This is a genomic window from Streptomyces sp. BBFR102, from assembly GCF_051397025.1.
In the GTDB taxonomy this organism is placed as follows: Bacteria; Actinomycetota; Actinomycetes; order Streptomycetales; family Streptomycetaceae; genus Streptomyces.
In genome coordinates, this window is record NZ_CP195757.1 from 3,779,855 (window position 1) to 3,801,235 (window position 21,381).

The 21,381-nt window shown below is 71.9% G+C and carries 24 protein-coding genes and 1 pseudogene; 9 read left to right on the forward strand and 16 right to left on the reverse strand.

Features of this window, described 5'->3' with window-relative positions:
- Positions 1–35: 35 nt before the first annotated feature.
- Both ACSLIC_RS17000 and ACSLIC_RS17005 read left to right on the forward strand, forming a co-directional pair.
- A complete protein-coding gene (locus tag ACSLIC_RS17000; protein WP_436738550.1) occupies positions 36–899 on the forward strand; it encodes a sensor histidine kinase in 864 nt (287 codons plus the stop codon).
- Positions 896–1,579, forward strand: coding sequence for a response regulator (locus ACSLIC_RS17005; protein ID WP_436738551.1), 684 nt, complete (start codon positions 896–898; stop codon positions 1,577–1,579). Before ACSLIC_RS17000 ends, ACSLIC_RS17005 begins: the two co-directional genes overlap by 4 nt.
- A 13-nt stretch (positions 1,580–1,592) precedes the next feature.
- Here the strand turns inward: ACSLIC_RS17005 and ACSLIC_RS17010 are convergent, their stop codons facing one another.
- Positions 1,593–2,936 (reverse strand): UDP-glucose dehydrogenase family protein, encoded by a 1,344-nt coding sequence (locus tag ACSLIC_RS17010; protein WP_436738552.1) that lies wholly within the window; start codon positions 2,934–2,936, stop codon positions 1,593–1,595.
- A 211-nt stretch (positions 2,937–3,147) separates the two neighbouring features.
- Here ACSLIC_RS17010 and ACSLIC_RS17015 point away from each other — a divergent pair, with 211 nt between their 5' ends.
- The gene (locus tag ACSLIC_RS17015; RefSeq protein WP_436738553.1) at positions 3,148–4,305 is read left to right on the forward strand and encodes an acyl-CoA dehydrogenase; all 1,158 of its coding nucleotides are present in this window, start codon (positions 3,148–3,150) and stop codon (positions 4,303–4,305) included.
- Positions 4,306–4,502: 197 nt separating this feature from the next.
- Here ACSLIC_RS17015 and ACSLIC_RS17020 read toward each other — a convergent pair whose 3' ends face one another.
- From ACSLIC_RS17020 to ACSLIC_RS17070, 11 genes are all read right to left on the reverse strand, one after another.
- Complete coding sequence (locus ACSLIC_RS17020) at positions 4,503–4,628, reverse strand: hypothetical protein (protein WP_436738554.1); 126 nt, start codon at positions 4,626–4,628, stop codon at positions 4,503–4,505.
- A gap of 251 nt (positions 4,629–4,879) precedes the next feature.
- Complete coding sequence (locus tag ACSLIC_RS17025; RefSeq protein WP_436738555.1) at positions 4,880–5,260, reverse strand: DUF7848 domain-containing protein; 381 nt, start codon at positions 5,258–5,260, stop codon at positions 4,880–4,882.
- A gap of 35 nt (positions 5,261–5,295) precedes the next feature.
- Positions 5,296–5,769 (reverse strand): hypothetical protein, encoded by a 474-nt coding sequence (locus ACSLIC_RS17030; protein WP_436738556.1) that lies wholly within the window; start codon positions 5,767–5,769, stop codon positions 5,296–5,298.
- Positions 5,770–5,861: 92 nt separating this feature from the next.
- Positions 5,862–6,092, reverse strand: coding sequence for a DUF397 domain-containing protein (locus ACSLIC_RS17035; RefSeq protein ID WP_436738557.1), 231 nt, complete (start codon positions 6,090–6,092; stop codon positions 5,862–5,864).
- A gap of 38 nt (positions 6,093–6,130) precedes the next feature.
- Positions 6,131–6,445, reverse strand: coding sequence for a hypothetical protein (locus ACSLIC_RS17040; protein ID WP_436738558.1), 315 nt, complete (start codon positions 6,443–6,445; stop codon positions 6,131–6,133).
- 38 nt (positions 6,446–6,483) lie between these two features.
- Positions 6,484–7,326, reverse strand: coding sequence for a helix-turn-helix domain-containing protein (locus ACSLIC_RS17045; RefSeq protein WP_436738559.1), 843 nt, complete (start codon positions 7,324–7,326; stop codon positions 6,484–6,486).
- Positions 7,316–7,840 (reverse strand): DUF6879 family protein, encoded by a 525-nt coding sequence (locus ACSLIC_RS17050; RefSeq protein ID WP_436738560.1) that lies wholly within the window; start codon positions 7,838–7,840, stop codon positions 7,316–7,318. The genes ACSLIC_RS17045 and ACSLIC_RS17050 overlap by 11 nt, the downstream gene beginning before the upstream one ends.
- Positions 7,824–8,033, reverse strand: coding sequence for a hypothetical protein (locus ACSLIC_RS17055; protein ID WP_436738561.1), 210 nt, complete (start codon positions 8,031–8,033; stop codon positions 7,824–7,826). The genes ACSLIC_RS17050 and ACSLIC_RS17055 overlap by 17 nt, the downstream gene beginning before the upstream one ends.
- Positions 8,034–8,343: 310 nt before the next feature.
- Entirely contained in the window at positions 8,344–8,610 is a 267-nt protein-coding gene (locus tag ACSLIC_RS17060) for a hypothetical protein (protein ID WP_436738562.1), read from the reverse strand.
- 198 nt (positions 8,611–8,808) lie between these two features.
- Positions 8,809–9,318, reverse strand: coding sequence for a GNAT family N-acetyltransferase (locus tag ACSLIC_RS17065; RefSeq protein ID WP_436740400.1), 510 nt, complete (start codon positions 9,316–9,318; stop codon positions 8,809–8,811).
- Positions 9,319–9,679: 361 nt separating this feature from the next.
- A complete protein-coding gene (locus ACSLIC_RS17070; protein WP_436738563.1) occupies positions 9,680–10,420 on the reverse strand; it encodes a tellurium resistance protein TerA in 741 nt (246 codons plus the stop codon).
- A gap of 195 nt (positions 10,421–10,615) precedes the next feature.
- Here ACSLIC_RS17070 and ACSLIC_RS17075 point away from each other — a divergent pair, with 195 nt between their 5' ends.
- From ACSLIC_RS17075 to ACSLIC_RS17095, 5 genes are all read left to right on the forward strand, one after another.
- Positions 10,616–11,890 carry a hypothetical protein gene (locus tag ACSLIC_RS17075; RefSeq protein ID WP_436738564.1) on the forward strand — a complete coding sequence of 425 codons (1,275 nt, stop codon included), beginning with the start codon at positions 10,616–10,618 and terminating at the stop codon, positions 11,888–11,890.
- Positions 11,887–12,369 carry a hypothetical protein gene (locus ACSLIC_RS17080; protein ID WP_436738565.1) on the forward strand — a complete coding sequence of 161 codons (483 nt, stop codon included), beginning with the start codon at positions 11,887–11,889 and terminating at the stop codon, positions 12,367–12,369. Before ACSLIC_RS17075 ends, ACSLIC_RS17080 begins: the two co-directional genes overlap by 4 nt.
- Positions 12,370–12,431: 62 nt before the next feature.
- Entirely contained in the window at positions 12,432–13,097 is a 666-nt protein-coding gene (locus ACSLIC_RS17085) for a vWA domain-containing protein (RefSeq protein ID WP_436738566.1), read from the forward strand.
- A gap of 1 nt (position 13,098) precedes the next feature.
- A complete protein-coding gene (locus ACSLIC_RS17090) occupies positions 13,099–14,355 on the forward strand; it encodes a protein phosphatase 2C domain-containing protein (protein ID WP_436738567.1) in 1,257 nt (418 codons plus the stop codon).
- Positions 14,352–15,308, forward strand: a complete 957-nt coding sequence (locus tag ACSLIC_RS17095) for a hypothetical protein (protein ID WP_436738568.1) — start codon at positions 14,352–14,354, stop codon at positions 15,306–15,308. The genes ACSLIC_RS17090 and ACSLIC_RS17095 overlap by 4 nt, the downstream gene beginning before the upstream one ends.
- A gap of 82 nt (positions 15,309–15,390) precedes the next feature.
- Here the strand turns inward: ACSLIC_RS17095 and ACSLIC_RS17100 are convergent.
- A pseudogene (locus tag ACSLIC_RS17100) lies at positions 15,391–15,474 on the reverse strand (DUF397 domain-containing protein); the annotation flags it as partial.
- Positions 15,475–15,537: 63 nt separating this feature from the next.
- Complete coding sequence (locus tag ACSLIC_RS17105; protein ID WP_436738569.1) at positions 15,538–16,800, reverse strand: LCP family protein; 1,263 nt, start codon at positions 16,798–16,800, stop codon at positions 15,538–15,540.
- Between the two features lie 119 nt (positions 16,801–16,919).
- On the opposite strand from ACSLIC_RS17105, the gene ACSLIC_RS17110 reads away from it, so the two are divergent.
- A complete protein-coding gene (locus tag ACSLIC_RS17110) occupies positions 16,920–17,474 on the forward strand; it encodes an acyl-CoA thioesterase (protein ID WP_436738570.1) in 555 nt (184 codons plus the stop codon).
- Between the two features lie 42 nt (positions 17,475–17,516).
- Here the strand turns inward: ACSLIC_RS17110 and ACSLIC_RS17115 are convergent, their stop codons facing one another.
- Positions 17,517–19,007 (reverse strand): LCP family protein, encoded by a 1,491-nt coding sequence (locus tag ACSLIC_RS17115; protein ID WP_436738571.1) that lies wholly within the window; start codon positions 19,005–19,007, stop codon positions 17,517–17,519.
- 384 nt (positions 19,008–19,391) lie between these two features.
- On the reverse strand, positions 19,392–21,302 hold the full coding sequence (locus ACSLIC_RS17120) for an LCP family glycopolymer transferase (protein WP_436738572.1): 1,911 nt from the start codon (positions 21,300–21,302) through the stop codon (positions 19,392–19,394).
- Positions 21,303–21,381: the final 79 nt, after the last annotated feature.

Here is a 21,381-nt window from a genome sequence, read left to right on the forward strand (position 1 = left end):
CCTGGTGGTAACCCGGCGGGCCTCTACACCCCCGGATGTACGGGCTGCTCCCCGAGGAGGACGCGGCCGGGCCGGGGCTCTGGAAGGCTGCGGGTGTGGGGAGTCCAGAGGTGATGTGGGTGGTCCTGGCGGTCGCCGGGTACGGGGCAGCGGCCGTCCTCGCGGTCGGCCTCGTGCGGGAGCGGCGGCTGCACCGCGCGGCGCTGGAGGAGCGCGGCTGGCTGCTGGAGCGCGAGCGGGAGAGCGCCGCCCTCGGTGCCGTCGACGGGGAGCGGGCCCGGATCGCCGCCGATCTCCACGACATCGTCAGCCACAACGTCAGCCTCATGGTCGTCCAGGCCGGCGCCGCCCGGGAGATCCTCACCACCCTCCCCGAGGAGGCCGCCACCGCCATGGCCGCCGTCGAGGAGGCTGGGCGGAACGCCATGACCGAACTGCGCCACCTCCTCGGCCTGCTCGCCCCCGCCCAGGACGGCGCCGACCACGACGACCGCCCGGCCCTCGCGCCCCAGCCCACCCTCAGCCGCCTCAGCCCGCTCATCGACCGCATCGCCTTCGCCGGCCTGCCCGTCGAGGTCCGCGTCTCCGGCGCCCCCCGCGCCCTCCCCGCCGGCCTCGACGCCACCGCCTTCCGCATCGTCCAGGAGGCGCTGACCAACGCCCTCAAACACGGTGGCGACCAGGCCCACGCCGAGGTCCGCATCCGGTACGCCGAGAACGCCCTGCGCGTCGAGGTGCTCAGCACCGGCTCCCCCGCCGCCCCCGCCGCGGACGGCACCGGGCGCGGCCTGCTCGGCCTGCGCGAACGCGTCGCCGTCCACGGCGGCGACCTCGACGCCCGCCGCCGCCTCGGCGGCGGCTACCGCGTCCGCGCCCGCCTTCCCCTGGACCCGCTGTGAACGCCTCCGCCCCGCGCGTCCTCGTCGCCGACGACCAGGAACTGGTCCGCACCGGCTTCCGGCTGATCCTCACCTCACGCGGCCTCGACGTGGTGGGGGAGGCCGCCGACGGCGCCGAGGCCGTCGAGCTGGCCCGGCGGCTGCGCCCCGACGTCGTCCTGATGGACATCCGGATGCCCGTCCTGGACGGCCTGGAGGCCACCCGCCGCATCCTCGCGCAGAACCTCCCCTGCCGGGTGATCATGCTGACCACCTTCGACCTCGACGCCTACGTCTACGACGCGCTCGCCGCCGGTGCCAGCGGCTTCCTGCTCAAGGACGTCACCCCGGCCCACCTTGCCGCCGCCGTCCGGCTCGTCGACACCGGGGACGCGCTGCTCGCCCCCTCGATAACCCGCCGCCTGGTCGAACGCCACGCGGCCGGCGTCCCGGCCCCGGGCCCGCGCGTCCCGGCGGTCCACCGCGACCTGGCCGCGCTCACCCCGCGCGAGCGGGAGGTACTGGGCCTGGTCGGCCGGGGGCTGTCCAACGCCGAACTCGCGGCACGGCTCAGCCTCAGCGAGGCCACCGTCAAGACCCACGTCGCCCGCATCTTCGCCAAGCTGGCGCTGCGCGACCGCGCCCAGGCGGTCGTCCTCGCCTACGAGACCGGGCTCGTCTCGGCGGGCGACCCGCGCTGAGCGGTACGGCCCCTCACGCCCGCGGGCGCCCCATCGCCCGGAACGTCCAGCCGGCCTTGCGCCAGACCTCCGGGTCCAGGGCGTTGCGGCCGTCCAGCAGTATCGGGGTGCTCACGGCGGCGGCCAGCTCCGCCGGGTCCAGCTCGCGGAACTCGCTCCACTCGGTGAGGTGGAGGACGACGTCGGCGCCGCGGACCGCCTCCAGCGCCGAGCCGGCGTAGCCGAGGGTCGGGAAGACGCGGCGGGCGTTGTCCATGCCCTTGGGGTCGTAGACGGTGACCTGGCCGCCCTGGAGGTGGATCTGGCCGGCCACGTTGAGCGCCGGGGAGTCGCGGACGTCGTCCGAGTCGGGCTTGAAGGTGGCGCCCAGCACGGCGACCCGCTTGCCGAGGAAGGAGGTGTTGCCGACCGCCTCCAGGGCCAGCTCCACCATGTGCCCCCGGCGCCGCATGTTGACCGAGTCGACCTCGCGCAGGAAGGTCAGCGCCTGGTCGGCGCCCAGCTCGCCGGCGCGGGCCATGAACGCCCGGATGTCCTTGGGCAGGCAGCCGCCGCCGAAGCCGATCCCGGCGCGCAGGAACTTGCGGCCGATCCGGTCGTCGTGGCCCAGCGCCTCGGCGAGCTTGGCCACGTCGCCGTCGGCCGCCTCGCAGACCTCGGCCATCGCGTTGATGAAGGAGATCTTGGTGGCGAGGAAGGAGTTGGCGGCCGTCTTCACCAGCTCGGCGGTGGGGAAGTCGGTGACGATGAAGGGCGAACCCTCGCCGACCGGCGTCGCGTACACCTCGCGCAGCAGCTCCTCGGCGCGGGCGCTGCGCACGCCGACCACGATCCGGTCCGGGTGCAGGGTGTCGTCGACCGCGAAGCCCTCGCGCAGGAACTCCGGGTTCCAGGCCAGCTCGGCGCCCTCGCCCACCGGCGCGGCCGCGGCCAGCTCGGCGGCGAGGCGCTCGGCGGAGCCCACCGGCACCGTCGACTTGCCGACCACCAGCGCGGGCCGCTTCAGGTGCGCGGCGAGCGAGGCGAAGGCGCTCTCGACGTAGCTCATGTCGCAGGCGTACTCACCCTGCTTCTGCGGGGTGTTGACGCAGACGAAGTGGACGTCGCCGAAGTCCGCGGCCTCCTCGAAGGAGGTGGTGAACCGCAGCCGCCCGGTGGAACCCTCGATGCCCGCGACGTGCCGGGCGAGCAGCTCTTCGAGCCCCGGCTCGTACATGGGGACCCGGCCCTTGGACAGCAGCTCGATCTTCTCCGGGACGACGTCGAGCCCGAGCACCTCGAAGCCCAGCTCGGCCATGGCGGCGGCATGGGTGGCGCCGAGGTAGCCGGTGCCGATCACGGTGATCCTGAGGGCCATGGTGAGTGCTCCAGTGCGTCCGGGGAGGCGGATCGAGGCGGTACGGGTGATGCGCCGACCGAGCATAGCCCCGCGCGTGGCGCGGGCCTCAGCTGGGCATTTCCCCTCTGTCGTCAACCTCACGTACCGCTGGGGGCGACGCGGGCCCTAAGCTTTGGGCGAGTTACTGGGTTACTTAACGGTAGTTAGCATGTCTGGGGAGTGAGAGACCGTGGCCGGAGCGCCTGATTTCGACCTGTACCGCCTGTCCGAGGAGCACACGATGCTCCGTGAGACGGTGCGCGCGCTCGCCGAGGCGAAGATCGCCCCGCACGCCGCCGCCGTCGACGAGGAGGCCAGGTTCCCGCAGGAGGCACTCGACGCGCTCACCGCCGCCGACCTCCACGCGGTCCACGTACCGGAGAGCTACGGCGGCGCCGGGGCCGACGCCCTCGCCACCGTCCTGGTCATCGAGGAGGTGGCCCGCGTCTGCGCCTCCTCCTCCCTGATCCCGGCCGTCAACAAGCTCGGCTCGCTCCCGGTGATCCTCTCCGGCTCCGAGGAGCTGAAGAAGAAGTACCTGGGCCCGCTGGCCAAGGGCGAGGGCATGTTCTCGTACTGCCTCTCCGAGCCCGACGCGGGTTCCGACGCCGCCGGCATGAAGACCAAGGCCGTCCGCGACGGCGACTTCTGGGTGCTCAACGGCGTCAAGCGCTGGATCACCAACGCCGGCGTCTCCGAGTACTACACGGTGATGGCCGTCACCGACCCGACCAAGCGCTCCAAGGGCATCAGCGCCTTCGTCGTGGAGAAGGGCGACGAGGGCGTCTCCTTCGGCGCCCCCGAGAAGAAGCTCGGCATCAAGGGCTCCCCGACCCGCGAGGTCTACTTCGACAACGTCCGCATCCCCGCCGACCGCATGATCGGCGAGGAGGGCACCGGCTTCGCCACCGCGATGAAGACCCTGGACCACACCCGCATCACCATCGCGGCCCAGGCCCTCGGCATCGCCCAGGGCGCGCTGGACTACGCCAAGGGATACGTCCAGGAGCGCAAGCAGTTCGGCAAGCCGATCGGCGACTTCCAGGGCGTCCAGTTCATGCTGGCCGACATGGCGATGAAGCTGGAGGCGGCCCGCCAGCTCACCTACGCCGCCGCCGCCAAGTCCGAGCGCGTCGAGGACGACCTCACCTTCTTCGGCGCCGCCGCCAAGTGCTACGCCTCCGACGCCGCCATGGAGATCACCACCGACGCCGTCCAGCTCCTCGGCGGCTACGGCTACACCCGCGACTACCCGGTCGAGCGCATGATGCGGGACGCGAAGATCACCCAGATCTATGAAGGCACGAACCAGGTTCAGCGGATCGTGATGGCGAGGAACCTTCCCTAGCAGGTTTTGCAGGTCAGAGGCTGATTCGAAGATCCGAGAGGACTGCTTTGGCTTTCTGTGCGTTGCTGCCCGATCGGGACTGTTCCAGGGCGTCATGCTGGGGGAATCCTGGGCGGATGCCGGACTAGGAACAGCTGCTGACCTGTACGAACAACACAGCCCCCGGCGTGATGCCGGGGGCTGTCGCCGTACGTCGATCAGGCGACCTCTGACGCCTCCGGGGGGTCGTCCGCGCCGGGCGTCGGCATCGTCGCGATGGCGGCCCTGCCGCGCTGCTCAGCTCCTTCGAAGATGTAGCGGCAGTGCTCCCTCAGTACGTCCACGACGCGTAGAGGTACCCGGTCCGCGTCACGTTGGGGAAGAGGAGTCGTTCCGGCCCCCATACGCCGTGGTTCTTGATGTGTCGCCGCAGCTCGAAGGCGACGTGCGACGGGAGGGGGACGGTTCGCCCTGGCTCCCCTTCGTCACGAGCCTTGATACGCCGACGCTGGATGGCGCTGTTCTCCAGCTTCCTTTGAGTCGTCCACTGCTCCCACACGGACGTCGCGGGCTGCTTGCCCAGCCGGTCGTCCAGCTAGGTCGCGGCGTCAAGCTCCTGCTCCTTGCACTTGCGCTGGTCGTCGGCCCGCTTCTTGGTCTCGAACGTCTTCTGTCGCTGCTTGCCGTCCGGGTCGTACCAGAACGCCGTCCGCTTCAATCCATGTCGAGCGCAGAGGCGTAGTCCCCGCCACTCCTTGGCCATCGATCCATATGTCATCTCGGCGCGTTCGACCAGGGCCACCGGTGTGCACAGGCGTCGGAACCGGGCGTGCCCCGTTCGGTCGGTATGACTCATGCACGCCACATCGACGGTGGCGCCGTCGGACGCGGGCTCAGCCGCCCAGGCGCACATCAGGCACTTCGCCGCGAACGTCACCTCTGTGTCCGGCTGTTGAGTGATCCGGTGCTTCGACACCGGAGGACCGAGCGGGGCGTCGTGGTGCGCTCCCCTCATCGGATGCGGACGGTCGGGCAGGCAAGGTCCGGTGCGGCCCGGTTCGGGGAGCACGTCACCAGAGCTACGGACAGGAACGCGGGCCTCTCCAGGTAGAAGCCGTGGGACACATCTCCACCCCAACCCAGCCGTTCCGTAGCGGAGTGGACCGACAGCGCCAGCCGTGTACTGTCGCGGTCCGACTCGCGGGCGAACCGGGGCGCGTACTCCGCCAGTCGTTGCCCGAGCCATTCCGCCGCCTTCTTCGGCTCCTCCCAGGTGCCACGCACCAACTTCGCGGGCTTGATCAGCCAGTGGGCCGTTTCCAGCGGCGGCAGGTCCACGGTGGGGAACTCCGCCTTCACTTCCCTGTGCCTCGCGAACAGCTCCGGCTTGTCGGCCGGAGGAGGGTCGGGGTGCGGGGGCCGTCTCAGCGCCTCGTCATCGAACCGTTGCTTGGAGTCGGTCCACAGGTAGCCGTGGTGGTGCAACTGTCGTCCCGTTCGGAGCAGGAAGAAGAGGGGCGCCCGACCGGCCCTGCCTCTCGGGGGCGAGTCAGGACCGGGGGCGTCAGGGATGGCCGTCAGGCGGACAGGCCGAAGCGGGCAGGGTCGATCCCGGCCGCGTCCAGCTCGGCAGTGGTGAAGCGCAACGGCTCCGCACCGGGCCGCTTGCTGTCGCCCAACGCCCAAGCGCCGGGGCCGATCTTCGCCAGCGTGGCGCAGGACTCGCCGTCGGGGTGCGTGTTGCCTCCGCACGCCTTACGGAACGTGGCGCCGTCGACAGGCAGGCTGTACAGGTCGGTTTCGGGCATGGGTATGCCTTCCTGTGAGATCAGTGCTGGGGGCAGACTCAGAGCTGGTACTGATCCGACTTCGACACGAACACGACACCCGGGCCAAGAGCCGTTGCGCCCTCTCGAAAGGTCTCCTGCAGTATCGACCTGGAGTTGTCGCGCATCGCGTGGGTCAGGTTGTCGGCCAGTAAGGCCGCCTCGGGCGGGAGCAGAATCATTTCCGTGTCTGCCATGTGCCGACCGTTCTTCGTCAACCACAGAGGGGCGCGAAGGTTCCCGTCATCATCCCGGTAGGCCGGACGGCTTGGGATCGGGTCCATCCGCCAACCCGCCGGAGCCTTCTGTCTGTCCTTCTTCGGTTCGGTCGGCATGAGTACATCCTCGGGCCGCAGGCGAGGGATCTCTAGTGCTATTTGCGTTGTCGGGTAAAGATCCCGGACCACTCTTTCAGGAGTTCTCGGCACTCGTCTCCGAACACCGCGTACGACTCGTACCTCTCGAAGTCCTCGCGGTATGCGTTCACGTCACGATGGTCCCGCAGGATCAATGCACCGGTGCCGGTTTCCACGGTGACTAGTCGCCGGTCGTATACCGTGAAAGTATTCAGCGGCATCTCTGAAATGTGGCCTGCCAAGGGGATGACCCCAAGGCGGACACTAGGAATTCGAGATACCGAAGCCAGTCGGTCGAGCTGCAGTGCCATGGCGAGAGGTGGCAGTAAGGGCCAGCGAACGGCCTGTTCCGTCAGCAGGAACGTGAACGACTTTGGCGAGTCGTAGAGGACGCTCTGGCGTTCCAGCTTCTTCGCAATGGTCCTGGATTGGTCTCCGGGAGTGTCCGCGATGCTGGCACGCACATACTCCGGCGTAGCGAGTAGCCCTGTGATCGCCGAGAGCAGGAAGAATCGGAACTCCGTTGTGACCGTTTCGATCCTGGCTAGCTCGTTCTGCTTCTTATCGAGACCCCGGCGCCGCGAAGACCAATGGTCCTGCCACTCGGTATTCGCGGTGCGAACCAGTTCGAGGATCTGCGAGGCTGCCGGATCATCGGTACCGAGCGCTTCAAGGATCAGCTCTACGTCGACAATGGCGGGAGTGAGTTTCCCGCTCTCCATGTTGCTGACCTTGGTTTGTGACATGGTGCAGCGGTGAGCGAGCCAGGTCTGAGTCTTCCCGGCTCGCTTACGCAGGCTTCGCAGTGCTTCCGCTAGGTCCGACCTGGACTGACCTAGCCGTTCAGGCTCAAAGCTCAAGACCCTTCACGAACTCCTCGAAGGGAACGGATTCGGCTACCGCGATTCGCTGGTATTCGATGAACTGGGTCACGGCGCCCTCGAACACCTCGCGGTTGATCTGCCTCCCGTCAGGCTCATAGTTCATGAGCACGACCTCTGACTGGTCGAACATCCAGAAGTCTTGAACCCTCTCAAGAGGGTTGGTTCTGTCGGTCACGTCGAGAATGCGGATCTGCTCCCCAGCCAAGAGGTGCGGCCGGTAGTACTGGGAGAACTCGAACCGCAGGTACTCAGACAGAGGTCGAGTGACGATGTGGACGCGTCCTTGAACGCGCCCCTCCGTGACCTGTCTGCGGAGCCGTTCTGTGTACTCGTTGTGGACCGTTGCGGGGTCGATACGCGCGCCGTCGCGGAAGGCCTGAAGCTCCTCGGCTTCCTGCGGCATGAGGTACTGCGGCAGCGTCTCAAGACGCCATGCTTCCCGCCGGAAGCTCTCGAAGCGTGCGGCCCACTCTTCACCAGCCAAGAGCACGGACAGCCTCCCTCAGAACGTCTTCGGGGATCTCGACAAGCCCTTCCCCCTCCGGGGGCTGGAAGGCCTTGGACACGTCGCCCTGGACGACGATGGAGCCGGAAGGGGTGCGGTAGACGTTCGGGCAGTCGTCCTTGCCGCACGGCCCCCCGTTGCCGTTTCCGGTGAGTCGGGTCAGTTCCTCACGAGTCATGGTGAAGCCCCTTGTCCCCGCCCCCTTGTGGGGCGGCTCCACGACCGTACGGAGGGCGTGCCACGCCGTCCATGCGGGCACATCAATATTTGCGTTGTCGCATAAAACTGTGGGGCTCGCCCACCGCCGGAGGCGGCTTTGGGTGCGGCGTGGCAGGCTCACGTGAGCAACGCATGACCAGCAGAGGGGTCGGGGGCGGGAACGAGGGTCGGTCCGGCCCGATGTGTGGCGAGCCAGGGGTCGGCCAGTGATGCCGCGAAGGCTCCCAGCCCCGAACCTCGGTGACGCGGCGCCAGGCCCCCTTGCCCGACTACACCTCGTTGAAGCCGCGTGAGGGGTCGTAGATGTCAGCCTCGAAGACGACCACGAAGAAGCGCGTCACGGCGTAGTGGATCATCACGCGGTCTTCCCACGCCGTGCGGGTGACAGCGTCGTTCGTGTAGGCGAGGCAACTGTCGCCGCCTTCAGGGTCGGCGGCGACCCTGTCGACGAGACGCAGGAGTTTCTCCCGGTCCCCGGGCGGTATGTAGTCACGGAAACGCGCGACTTGCTCGGTCAACTGCACGCGCATCTTCATCGCGGCGGGATTCTACGAGCCGGGCCGGCAGGCAGACGCGCGCCTCCCGGGGTGCGTGGGCGTGCCTGGGCAAGTCCCGCACCCTGCACTCCGCGGGCCAGGTGGGGGGGAAGCTCTCTCCTTCGCCATCCGGTTCGCCATCCGGCCCCGAAGGGTGTGGCGCCCCGGGGAACAAGCCCCGGGGCGCCACGGGAGTGGTCAGACGCCAAACGCGGCGGGGTACTGGATGGTGCCCGCCGGGACCGGGCGAGTGTCGTCCAGCGCCAGCGCCATCATGGCCTCGTCAGGTACGTCGAAGGGGGCTCGGATGCCGAAGCGGGAAGCCGGTGTGAAGCCGAACCGAGGGTAGTAGTCGGCATGCCCCAGGACGAGAACGAGGTTCTCTCCCCTGGCGCGGGCGGCGGCCAGGGCGGCGCGGATGGCCGCTGAACCGGCGCCGGCGCGCTGGGCCGAGGGCAGTGTCGCGCACGGGGCCAGGGCGAGGGCGGGTCGACCGTCGACGTGGCAGCGGGTGAGCAGCGCGTACCCGACCGGGGCGCCGTCGGGGGCTGCGGCCACCATCGACAGGCCGTCCAGCCACGCCTGCGGGTCAGCGCGCAGGGCGTCGACGATGGACGCCTCGGCGGCGGTGGGGAAGGCGGCGAGGAGGATGTCGCGGACGGCGGGGATGTCGTCGGCGGTTTCGGGACGGGTGGTCCAGGTCGTCATGGATTCCTTCTCCGTGGTGACGTGGGGGCGGAGGATGCAGGCGGCGTAGTCGTGGTCGCCGCCGTGTTCCCGCCGCATGTCGCTCTCTGTCCGGTGTGCGGCCAGGGAGGTACGCGAAGCGGTGGTCCAGGGCGGTGTGCCGCTCCAGTACCGCGTGCAGCACCGGCCCGTGGTGGGGCAGGGCGCAGGGCGGCCCGGTCGCCGGTGCGCGGCGGCGTCGAGTTCTTCTCATCGTTGGCACCGGGAATCCTCCGTACGGAGGATTCCGGCGTCGGTGACTGCTCCACACGAGCCGCGCTCGGCCCGCCTCCCGGGTGGGGGCCGGTTGTGTTCCGGGCGGAGGCCGGGCACCTTCCGGGCGTCAGCCCAGCCGTGGCGGCTTGTCCGTGCGGGTCCAGGAGAGGCCGAAGCCGTAGGCCTGGTCGACGAGCTGGTGGAAGCCGAGTTCGGGGTGGCCGTCGAACCAGCGGACCTCGCGGCGCACGGTCAGGCCGCTGCCGTCGGACTCCGTGACGGCCACCGCGCAGCCCGCGGCGGTGGCCGGGGCGCCGTCCAGCAGGATGCGGAACGTGCCCGCGGTACCGCTGACCGTCACTGAGGCGCCCAGCTCCCGGAAGGACACGGAGCCCTCGTAGAGGTAGGTGAAGAAGAGCAGGCGGCGGAAGAGGTGGTGGTGGTCGAGGTTGACCCGGAGGGTCTCCCCGTCGGGGCTGGCGCCGCTGCGGTCGTCGTGGTCGAGGGCGATGTACGGCCAGGCGTCCAACTGCCCGAAGGCGTCGCCGAGGGCCTGCACCACCTGGAGCGTCCCGTCGGTGAACTCGGCCAGCACGCACAGGTCCACGTCGGCCTCGGCGCGTGCCGACCAGTTGAGGTTGACCTGGAGGAGACCGCCGCCGCCGAGCCGGGCGGCGGGCTCGGCGCGGGTGAGGCGGACCTCCTTGGCGAGGGCCGCCCTCCGGCGCCGCTCGGCGGCCTCCCGCGCCTGGGCGCCGGAGGGCGGAGGCGGCGTCCGCGCACCGGGCGCACTCTCCCGGCGCGCGGGCCCCTCCGCGCCCCCCGGGCGCAGTCTGATGATCTTCCGTTCACGCCCGTCGCTGCTCAACTCGGCCTCCATGCCGTCGTGTTGGCACGCAATTCACGGCCCTGTCGGAGTGTAAGCGACCGGTGACAGCTGCACTATGCTGTGCGGTTCCGGTGGTAGAGGTGGGTGTGCCGCCGGTCGGGGGAGCGGGGTGCGTGGGCGCGCCGCGCGGCAAGCGAGCGCCCCCGGGACGCGCCTGCCGGGGGGTCGCAGACGATGACCGGAGAACTGACCGACAGCGGTGTGCTGGGCAGGTCCCTGAAGAGGCTGGCCGCGGAACCGGCGCTGGCCACCCGTTGCGGTGAACTGGAACACCTGGCGGAAGCCGTCCGCGACCAGGACGCGCGAGGGCTCGACCGGTGGGCCGAGGTCGACCTGCTGCACACCTTCGTGCGCCCCGAGTCCGTGGCCGCCGCCACCCGCAGCCCCGAGGAGCACCGGGGCTGGGCCTGGCTGGAGACCGGACTCGGCGCCTTCGTCTTCCTGCCGCTCGTCCTCAGCTGGTACGGCCTCACCCAGGCGTCCCGCGCCTATCAGGAGCTGGTCGCCGAACGTCCGGAAGCTGCCACCCGCCCCTTCCTCCAGCTCTGGCAGACCGGCTTCGAGGGACACCTCTCGGGCATCCACACCTTCGGTGCCGTCGCGCTGAGCGCCACCGCCGTCATCGTGGTGCTGCTCGCCCTCGCCCTGGTGCACGGGGCGCGCGGCGCCGCCGTGGACCGGCGCGAGGAGCAGGGCCGCCGTGCCACCGAGGCCGTGCTCGGCCGCCTCACGGTCACGCTCTCCCGCACCCAGCTCCACCTGAGCGCCCACCGGCGCGCCTCGCCGCTGCGGTTCGCCGCCGAACTCACCGAGTCCGCCAGCACGCTGCGCCAGCTCGGTGAGGACGCGCTGCGCGTGCAGACGGAGCTGGGGACGGCCGCCACCTCCGTGGAGTCGGCGGTCCGCGGCGCCGAGACCGCCCTGAGCGCCGTCGACACCTCCGTACGCCCCCTGGAGCGGGCCGCCGGGCAGATCGAGAAGGCCGTACGGGTGAACGGCGACGGGATCGGCGGCGCCCTCGGCGAGGTGCGCGGCGGACAGCGGGAGCTCCACGAGGGGATCGGCGCCGCCGCCGAGCGGGTCGAGGAGTCGGCGGTTGTGCTCGCGGCCGCCCAGCAGTCCTTCACCACCGGCATCGAGGTGTCCGCCGACGTCACCGCCCGGCTGCTCTCCCGGCTCGACTCCTACGCCGAGCGGTCGGCGGCCGGTGACGAGGCGGCGGGGGCCGCGCTGCGCCAACTCGCCGAGCAGAGCGAGGCGTTGATCCGCACGGCGGACCGGTTCGCCGAACTGACCGCCGCGCTCCAGGCGCACGCCCCCCGGCCGCCGGAGTCCGCCGGTTGGGAGCCCGCCGCAAAGACGCCCACCGCGTCGAAGCGCACCTGGTGGAAGCGACGGGGGCGGGGTCCCGCCGCGCTGCCGGCCAGGTCGTCCGGTGACAGCCGATGAGGCGCCACCGGTTCAAGCCGTGGCACCTCGCGGGATGGCTCTTCGCGGACATGCTGCTGGTCCTCGCTCTGGTCGGCCTCGGGGACCGCGGGGACCCGCAGGCGGCCAAGGCCGTGCCCTCGCCCGGACCGAGCCCCTCCGCCACGGCGGCCGAACCGAAGAAGCCCCGGCCGAAAGGCCCGCGCTCGGTCAGCCGCGAACCGGTCACCCTCAGCGTCGACGCGGACTACGGTGACCGCGCGGGCCTGGAGAAGAAGCTCCGGGCGGCGACGAAGCGGTACGCCGGACGGCAGGCGGCCATCGTCCTCACCTTCGGCCGCCACCCCGACCCGGGTGGCGGCCAGGCGTACGCCCGGCGGGTCAACTCCCTGCTGGTGAAGGCCCGTTCGGACATGTTCGAGAAGACGACCAAGCGCGACTTCTGGAAGGGCGGTGCCGCCGGACACGCCTCGGTCGAGATCTACTTCTACACCTACTGAACGCTCCGGCGCCCCGCCGGGGCGGCACCCCGCCCCCATCCGAGCAGCCACGGAGGTACCCCGTGCAGATCCTTCCCTTCTACCTGCTGTGCGACGAGTCCGGCTCGATGTCCGGCGACCCCATCGACGCCATCAACCGGGCCCTGCCCGACCTGCACCACGAGATCAGCACCAACCCGACCGTGGCCGACAAGACCCGGTTCTGCCTCATCGGCTTCTCGAACGACGCCAGCGTCCTCCAGCCGCTGGTCGACCTCAGCGACATCGACGGCGTCCCGGCCCTCTCCGCGGGCGGCCTCACCGACTACGGCACGGCCTTCCGCACCCTGCTGCGCTCCGTCGAGAAGGACGTGGCCGAGCTGAAGGCCCAGGGCCACGAGGTGTACCGGCCCGTCGCCTTCTTCCTCTCCGACGGCATCCCCACCGACGAGGACTGGCCCACGGCCCACCGCGAACTCCTCAGCTCGCGGTACGCGCCGAAGATCATCGCCTTCGGGATCGGGGACGCCGAGGCGCAGATCATCGGCCAGGTCGCCAACTTCCGGGCCTTCATCCAGAAGGACAACAGCGTCTCGCCCGCCCAGGCGCTGCGCGAGTTCGCCTCCAGCCTGACCCGTTCCATCGTCCGCTCGGCCTCCAGCATCTCCAGCGACGGCAGTTCGGACTTCACCCTCGCGGTCGAGGAGAAGGTCACCGGCTTCGAAACCGTCACCCTCGACAAGGTCTGAGATGCCCGAACCCACCGAGTACCCGCCCGAGGGACCCGACAGCCTGGGCGCCAGGTTCCGCCAGAACGAGGCGATCCTGAGCGAGTCCGTCCCCACCGCTCCGGCGGACGAAGCCGCCCCGCCGGTACCGGCCCAGGCGAGCCCCCGGCACCCCGCCCCCGCCGACGAGGCCGAGCCGCTCCCGGCGTACGCCCCCACACCGGCGTACGGGCCCTCGCGCCAGGACCCGCCCGGGCCACTGCCGGACGAGGCCGGGCCTTCCCGGCCGCCCGCCCCCGCGACGGCCCCCGAACCACCGTTCACCGCCCGGCCGACGGCTCCGGCCCCCGAGCCCGAACCCGCCCCCGTCGCCCCGGAGTTGGGCGACCCCTGGCACGGCGGGCCCAAGCCGCCCCTGTACCGGCCCGTCCCGCAGGCGGCCCCTTCCGTCGGCAGCGCCGGAATCGAGGGCGCCATGGTCCCCGACCTCGTGGTGGACGGGGCGGAGCACGGGGCGCTCACCGTCCGGGCCGCCTCGGTACGCGGCGACTCGCACCGCTACCAGGCCGAGCCGCGCCAGGACTCCGTCTGCGTGGCCCGGATCGGCTCCGGGGAGTCGGAACTGCTGGTGCTGGGAGTGGCCGACGGGGTCGGCTCCGCCCCGCTCTCCCACCTCGGCTCGCAGAAGGCGTGCGCCTTCGCCGCCGGTGCCCTGGACCGGGTGGCGGCGCCGCTCGCGACAGCCGTCGCCGAGGGCGACCTCGCCGGGTTCAGGGCCCTGGCCCGCCAGGCCGTCGCCGAGGTGGCGACGCTGCTGCGGCACGAGGCCGAGCGGTACGGGCGGCAGCCCGCGGAGTTCGCCACCACGCTGCGCCTGCTCGTCGTCCCCCTCGATCCGGCGGTGCGGTTCCGGGGCCTGCTCACCCTCGGCGACGGCGGGACCGCGCTGCTGCGCGAGGGCCGGTGGGACCTGGCCGCCGGCGGTGCGGAGGAGGAGGACGCCGCCGTCATCGACACCCGCACCCCCGCCCTGCCCACCACCCGCGAGCCGGCGGCGACCCTGATCCGCACCCTCCCCGGCGACGTCCTGGTGGTCTGCACCGACGGCCTGTCCACACCGCTCGCCGGCGACCAGGACACCGCCGGGTTCCTGGCCAGGACCTGGTCCGGGGAACGCGTCCCCGGACCGGCGGACTTCCTCTGGCAGCTCCAGTACCGGGTGAAGTCCTACGACGACGACCGCAGCGCCGCCGTCCTGTGGGAAGGCCCCGCCCGATGACCGTGCACGACGGACAGGACCTCGCCCTCCACCAGGTCAAGCGGCTGGCCCGGATCGGCGACGGCGGACAGGGCGAGGTCTTCGAGGCGGGCGGGCCCGGTCGCCTCCTCTACAAGGAGTACCGGGAGCCGCACAAGGTGCGCGGGGACGCCCTGACGCACCTGGTCCGCGTCCGGCAGGGGATGGCCCCGGCCGAACGGGACCGGCTCGACCGGCAGACCGCGTGGCCGCTCTGCCGGGTGACCGACGGCGGCCGGGTCACCGGGTTCCTCATGCGGCGGGCCCCGGAGGAGATGACCTGGACGACCGCGAAGGGGGACGGCAAGCTCATCGAGCTGTCGTACCTGCTCCGGGAGGCCAAGGCCGCCTGGAGCGCCGTGCCGCAGCCGGTCCCGGCGCAGCGCCTCGACCTGGTGACCCGGCTCGTCTCCCTGCTGGAGTGGCTGCACGGGCTGGGGCTGGTGGTGGGCGACCTCTCGCACGCCAACGTCCTGTGGACCCTCACTCCCGAACCGGCCGTCCACCTCCTCGACTGCGACGGAATCCGGGCCTGCGGTCAGGACCCGGTCCTCGACCAGGCCGACACCCCCGACTGGCACGACCCGCTGGCCCCCGCCGGACTCCCCGCCTCCCTCGACAGCGACCGCTACAAGGCCGCCCTGATGATCGGCCGCATCCTCTGCCGGACCCCGCTCGTCAGCCCCGGCGAGCCGCTGACTCCGCTCCCCGGCACCCTGGACGACCGCCGCGCCGGCCAGGTGGGCCCGCTGTGGCGCCAGGCGGCCGGAGCAGCGGGCACGCGCCCGGACCTGGGCCGCTGGCGCACCGCCCTCAGCGGCCGGGCGACCATCCCGCTACGCCGGGGCGTCCCCCGCCCCGCCCCGTCCGGCGCCGACCCGGCCGTCTTCCAGCAGCGCGGCCCGCGGGGGACGATCCCCCTGCGCGGCGAGTGACACCGCCCCACCGGCCGGGCCGAGGCCCACGACTGCGGCCCGCCCCTCGCGTACGCGGGGAGCGGGCCGCAGCGGCGCGCGGTCAGCCGACGGCGAGACCCTTGACGAAGGCGGCCAGGGCGGCCGTGGAGAAGAGCAGGGCCGGGCCGTGGGGGTGTTCGCTGTCGCGGACGGCGACGGTGGTGGGGGTACAGCCGAAGGGGCGGGACCAGGGGGTGCCCGGGGTGCGTCACTCCGTGACGGTGACCTTCTCGTCGTTGCGGAGCTGCTGCATGAGCTGGTCCTTCTTGGCCTTGTCCCAGACGAGGTTGCCGCCGTTGGAGCCGGAGATCGGCATGTTCATCGAGGTGCCCTCGCCGCCGGTCAGGCCCTTCATCGCCCAGAACATGCCGGCCAGGTCGAACAGGCCCATGTCCTCGTCGACGATCAGGGTGTCCAGGCCCGCGCCGAGCGTCGGGTACAGGCGGAACGGGTTCAGCACCGTGGACGGGGTGGCGGCCTGGTTGGCGAGGGTCGCCAGGAACTTCTGCTGGTTCTTCGTGCGGTCCAGGTCGCTGCCGGCGAAGGCGTACCGGGTACGGACGAAGGCGAGGGCCTGCTCACCGTCGAGGGTCTGCTCGCCCGCCGGGAAGTCGGCGCCGGACTTCTTGTCCTTGAACGCCTTCGGGATGTCCATCTCGACGCCGCCGAGCGCGTCCACGATGTTGGCGAAGCCGCCGAAGCCGATCTCCGCGTAGTGGTCGATGCGCAGGCCGGTGTTGTACTCCACCGTGCGGACCAGCAGCTCCGGGCCGTCCTCGGCGTAGGCGGCGTTGAGCTTGACGCGGCGGCCCTGGGCCGGGAAGAGCTTGCCGGACTCGGAGCCCTTGAACGACGGGATCTCGACCTCGGAGTCGCGGGGGAGGGAGACCATCGTGTTCCCGTTGGACCCGACGTGCAGGATCATCATCGAGTCGGTGCGCTTGCCCTCGGCGGAGCCGGTGTGCAGGCGCTTCTTGTCGTCGTCGGTCATGCCGTCGCGGCTGTCGGAGCCGACGATGAGGTAGTTGGTCCCCTCGCCCTCCTCGGGCCGCTCGATGACCTTGGCGAGGTCGACCTCGCCACGCAGCTTGGAGCTGGCCCACATGTACGTGCCGACGCTGACCACCAGCGCGGCGACGAGGAAGGTGATGAGGCCCACCTTGACGCGCCGGCCCCAGTCGGGTGCCGGACGCGGGCCGCCCGGTCCGCCGGGGCCGTCCTGCTGGCCGCCGCCACCCCGGCCGCCACCGCCGCCGTAGACCTGGCCGGTGCTGTAGCCGTCCTGGTGGCCGCCACCCGGACGGCCGTACTGGGGCTGCGGCGGAACCGTGGTGCGCGGGGGCCCCGCCGGGGCGGGCGGGGCCTGGCGGCGCCGCGCGTGCGGAAGGGAGCGGGCACTCTCGGGTCGGGCGGAGCCGCTGCCCCGCCCGTATCTGGGCTGCTCGTCGCGCCCGGCGGGCCAGTCATTCATGCGTGCCAGTGTGCGCCGTCCGGGGGACCCGCAGACAGAGGGGTGCCGGAATCCGGCCAGGGCTGTTGCGAAGCTGATGCATTCGAGCAGGTGAGCGGGTGCGACATACAGTGGACCCCATGACAGACCCGGCCCGCGGCTCGGAATCGGAGATTCCCGGCAAGCCCACCTCAGCTTCCCGAACGACGCTTTCGCACATCATGACGCACAGCGACACCAACCTCCTCGGAACGGTGCACGGTGGAGTGATCATGAAACTGGTGGACGACGCGGCCGGCGCGGTCGCCGGACGCCACTCCGAGGGGCCCGCCGTCACCGCCTCCATGGACGAGATGGCCTTCCTCATGCCCGTGCGGGTCGGCGACCTCCTGCACGTGCGCGCCCAGGTCAACTGGACCGGCCGCTCCTCCATGGAGGTCGGCGTGCGCGTGGTGGCCGAGCGCTGGAACGACTCGACCCCGGCCCAGCAGGTCGGCACCGCCTACCTCGTCTTCACCGCCGTCGACGCCGAGGGCAAGCCCCGCCAGGTCCCGCCGGTCATCCCGGAGACCGAGCGCGACCGGCGCCGCTACCAGGAGGCGCAGATCCGCCGCACCCACCGGCTGGCCCGCCGCCGCGCCATCCTCGACCTGCGCGAGCGGCGCGCCGCCGAGGGCCTCGACACGGACGACTGAGCCGTGCCGCTGGTCCGGCGGCGGGCGTGACCATGACCTGATTCACGCCCTGCCGGCGGCCCGCCCCCCGGGACAGACGACCTCGTCCCCACGGACCGCCTCGATCCTGCCCTCCGGCGAGTCCTCCGCGCGGACCGGCACGACCTCGGTGAAGTCGGCGCCCAGCACCACCCGCAGCGTGTCGCCCAGCCCGGCCACCGCCTTCAGCTCGGCGTCGGGCAGAGCCGCGGCGACCGTACGCGCCGAGCGGTCCCAGCGGGGGTCGTACAGGACGGTCGTACGGGCGGTGGCGCGGTCCGGGGCGTCGACGGCCTCGCCTCCGGTGCCGAATCCGGTGGCGCGCAGCGCGTGCTCCGCCTGGGCGCCGAGCCCCTGGCGCGCGGTGCCGTTCTCCACCCGTACGCGGATCTGCTCCGGCGGCACGTCCACCACCGTCGCCTTCCGTCCCGCGGGGCTGCGGGCGGCGAGCGGCCGGTCCTCGCGGAGTGCCCCGAAGATGCGACCGGCCTCCTTCGGGTCCCAGACCAGGGCGGTACCGGTCTTCGGGATCTCGCGGCCCTCCTCCAGGACCGGCACCGAGGTGAACTCGGCGGAGGCCGGTGCGAAGTCCCGCAGCGCCTTGCCGAGGTCGAGCATCCGCTCGGTGGTGAAGCCGCTGTCGGCCCGCACCGAGCCCAGCACCGTCCGGGTCACCTCGCGGAACCGCACCGGATTGAGCAGCACCCCGCTGCCGGTGACCTCGGAGGTGAGGGCGGCGAGGAAGCGCTGCTGGCGCTGCATCCGGCTGAGGTCGCCGGTGGAGTCGAGGTGGCGGGAGCGGACGTACTGGAGGGCCTGGCCGCCGTCGAGGCGGTGCGGGCCCGGGGCCAGGTCGAGCCCGGTGTACGGGTCCTTGAGGCGGCGGACGGTGCAGATCTCCACGCCGCCGACCGCGTCGACCGTCTCCATGAAGCTGGTGAAGTCGACCTCCACGTAGTGGTCGATCTTCACCTCGGTCATCCTCTCGACGGTCCGCACGGTCAGCTCGGGCCCGCCCTCCGCGTACGCGGCGTTCAGCTTGACCGGGTGCGCCCGGTGCTCCTCGCCGGAGGTGCGGTCGGTGTGCGGCGGCACCGTCGCGTAGCTGTCACGCGGCAGGCTCACCACGCTGACCCGCGAGTGGTCCGCCGAGAGGTGCACCAGCATCAGGGCGTCGGTGCAGTGGCAGGGCTTGCCGCCGAGCCGGTACGTCCGGCGCTGCTCCTCGGTGATCGTGTCCCGGCCGTCGGTCCCGGCGAGCAGGATGTTCAGGCCCACGCCTCCGGTGGGCCGGTTCTTCATGTCCTTGAACGGGTCGACCCGCTCGATGCCGCTGTCCAGCCCGGACAGCACCGCGTGCCCCACCCCGGAGGCGGCGAGCACCGCGACCGACAGGGCCGTCGCCACCCGTACCGCCCACCGGGGCCGGCCCCGGCGCCCCCGCCTCGGCGGGACGGACCGTCGGCGGGCGAGGGGACGGGGGGTGCGGGCTGCGGGGCGGGACGGCGTGGGCACGGGGGGACACCTCCGCGTGACGGACACGGGCGGGGGACAGGGGACGGGGACGGGATGCGCAGCACGGTAGGCAGATATGACTTACCGACCGGGGAGCGCGGCGGTCGGCGCGCGTCCGTGTCCCCCGTACGCGGTAACGCGACCGCCGGTGAACGCCTGGCCCGCCGGGGCCCGGCCCGGCGAGTGGGATCGTGGCCCGGCCAGGCGCCGGGCCGGGCACCCCCTCGTGCCGACGACCCCGGACATGCGTGGGCCGGGGCTTTCCCCACCCCGGGCTCGCGGCCCGCAAGGTCATCGCCGGCCGCCGGGGCCGTCCGGCCCGGTTCACGCCCGGAGGGGCCGTACCGCCGGGGCCGGCGGTACGGCCCCTCCGGGCGTACGGGATCACCAGGTGAAGGCCGGGTCGACCTCCATGCAGGCGGTGTCGTCGGAGCCGTTGAGGGCCTCGGCGGAGTCCGGGGGCTCGTGGTCGCTCTTCTTCGGCTTCGGGAAGGTGTCGCCCTCGGCCCAGTCCGCGCCGATCTCCAGCGTCACCCCGGAGACCTCGGCGGACTTGCGGACGGTGCCCAGCGGCATGCCGAGCGCCTCGGCGACCGACTGGGCGTCGCCCTCCAGCTCGGCGCTGGGGTAGAGGACCGCGGTCTCCTCGCGGCTCCCGGTCTGGTTCCGGTCGGCCGAGGCGCGGGTGAACCCGGCTTCCGCCAGCAGCTCCACGAGGTCCGCGGCCCGGCCGGAGACCGGGGCGGCGAGCTGGGTGCCGGTGCCGTTGCGGACCAGGACGGCGATCTCCGCGGGGTCGGCCGCCGGGTCCTCGGAGGTCTCGTCCGCCTCCGGGGAGGGCGAGGCGGCGCCCCCGTCCCGGCCGTCCAGCGCGATGTCCTCGCGGACCAGGCGGAACAACTGCTCGGCGTCGTCCGGCTTCGGCTCCACCCGGTTGCGGTCCGAGGGCGACCAGACCCACGGCATCGTCGCCATGGTGGTCCTGTCGGGCGCGACCTTCTTCAACTCCTCGGCCAGCCCGTACAGTTCGGCGACCGAGGCCAGCTCCTCGTTGACGGTCAGCGCCTCGGTGGCCTCCTCGGCCAGGTTGCGCAGCTTGCCCGGACTGCTCAGCCCGGTGTTCTCGCGCAACTTGCGCACCAGGGAGTTCATGTACATGTGCTGGGCCTTGGCCCGGGCTATGTCCGAGCCGTCGCCGAAGCCGTAGCGGGTCCGCAGCCAGGCCAGCGCGTCCTTGCCCTTGATCTTCGTGGTGCCCTTGCTGAGCTTGAGGCCGGAGCCCTTGCCGTCGGAGGTCCGGGAGTGCAGGTTGGCGTCGACGCAGACGGGCACGCCGCCGATCGCGTCGGCCATCGAGACCACGCCCGCGAAGTCGACCATCATGAAGTGGTCGATCCTGATGCCGGTCAGCTCCTCCCAGGTCGCCACGGTGCAGCCGGGACCGCCGCGCATCAGCGTCTGGTTGGTCATCCGGGTGCCGACCGTCGCCGGGTAGACCTTGCCGGACTCCGGGTCGGTGCACTCCGGGATCTTCAGCAGGGTGTCCCGGGGCATGCTGATCACCGACATGTTGGAGCGGTCCGCCGAGAGGTGGAGCAGCATCTGCACGTCGGCCAGGGGCGGGCCGCCGAAGGTCTCCCGGGCGCCGCCGAGCTGCTGGTTCTCCTTGGAGTCGCGCGCGTCCGAACCGATCAGCAGGATGTTGAGAGGCGTCTGCCCGGCCGCGTTGGGCGTCGGCTCGGGGGCGCGGGACTTGCCGATGTGCAGCGGCTTGCGGTCCAGATTGTCGTTGAGGTGCTGGTAGTAGAGCCAGCCCGCCGTGCCCGCGGCCACCAGGGTCAGGGACAGTCCGGCCGCCGTCCAGGCGAGGACGCGGCGCCTGCGGCGGCGCTTCGGCTTGCGCGGCTCGGCCCCGGCCGCCTCCTCGGAGGCGGCCTCAGGGTTCTTCGAGGGGGCTTCCCGCGCCACGTCCCCGGCCGTCTCCGGTTCGGGGCCGGCCTCGGGACCGCCAGGCTCCGGGGCCGACTCCCCGGTGGGCGGGCCCGGTTGCTCCGGTACGCCGACGGTGCCGGGCGCGCCGGAGCCCCGGCCCGGTTGTCCGTCGGGGTCCTCCGGCTCCGCGTCGCCCTCGCCGTCCGCACTCCGGGTGTCACCGGCACCGCGCTGACCGGGGACCTTCGCCCGCCCGGTCTCCACCGCCGCGTCCTGGCCCTCGTACAGTCCGTCGTCCCACCCCAGTGCCCCGGCGGGGTCCTGGTCCCGTTCGGGACCGCCCTCCGACCGTGCTGAGCCCATGTTGTGCCCTCCCCGCCTCGCACCGCACGCCCGAGAGCCGCCCCGGCCGTGGTGAGCGGCCGGGGCGGATGCGACGGTG

Excerpts from the sequence above, each read along its gene's own strand:
- ACSLIC_RS17000 (WP_436738550.1), top strand. The coding sequence starts at position 36 with ATGTACGGGCTGCTCCCCGAGGAGGACGCGGCCGGGCCGGGGCTCTGG.
- ACSLIC_RS17010 (WP_436738552.1), bottom strand. The coding sequence starts at position 2,936 with ATGGCCCTCAGGATCACCGTGATCGGCACCGGCTACCTCGGCGCCACC.
- ACSLIC_RS17035 (WP_436738557.1), bottom strand. The coding sequence starts at position 6,092 with ATGCCCGAAACCGACCTGTACAGCCTGCCTGTCGACGGCGCCACGTTC.
- ACSLIC_RS17040 (WP_436738558.1), bottom strand. The coding sequence starts at position 6,445 with ATGCCGACCGAACCGAAGAAGGACAGACAGAAGGCTCCGGCGGGTTGG.
- ACSLIC_RS17055 (WP_436738561.1), bottom strand. The coding sequence starts at position 8,033 with ATGACTCGTGAGGAACTGACCCGACTCACCGGAAACGGCAACGGGGGG.
- ACSLIC_RS17060 (WP_436738562.1), bottom strand. The coding sequence starts at position 8,610 with ATGAAGATGCGCGTGCAGTTGACCGAGCAAGTCGCGCGTTTCCGTGAC.
- ACSLIC_RS17065 (WP_436740400.1), bottom strand. The coding sequence starts at position 9,318 with ATGACGACCTGGACCACCCGTCCCGAAACCGCCGACGACATCCCCGCC.
- ACSLIC_RS17075 (WP_436738564.1), top strand. The coding sequence starts at position 10,616 with ATGACCGGAGAACTGACCGACAGCGGTGTGCTGGGCAGGTCCCTGAAG.
- ACSLIC_RS17080 (WP_436738565.1), top strand. The coding sequence starts at position 11,887 with ATGAGGCGCCACCGGTTCAAGCCGTGGCACCTCGCGGGATGGCTCTTC.
- ACSLIC_RS17090 (WP_436738567.1), top strand. The coding sequence starts at position 13,099 with ATGCCCGAACCCACCGAGTACCCGCCCGAGGGACCCGACAGCCTGGGC.
- ACSLIC_RS17095 (WP_436738568.1), top strand. The coding sequence starts at position 14,352 with ATGACCGTGCACGACGGACAGGACCTCGCCCTCCACCAGGTCAAGCGG.
- ACSLIC_RS17105 (WP_436738569.1), bottom strand. The coding sequence starts at position 16,800 with ATGAATGACTGGCCCGCCGGGCGCGACGAGCAGCCCAGATACGGGCGG.
- ACSLIC_RS17110 (WP_436738570.1), top strand. The coding sequence starts at position 16,920 with ATGACAGACCCGGCCCGCGGCTCGGAATCGGAGATTCCCGGCAAGCCC.
- ACSLIC_RS17120 (WP_436738572.1), bottom strand. The coding sequence starts at position 21,302 with ATGGGCTCAGCACGGTCGGAGGGCGGTCCCGAACGGGACCAGGACCCC.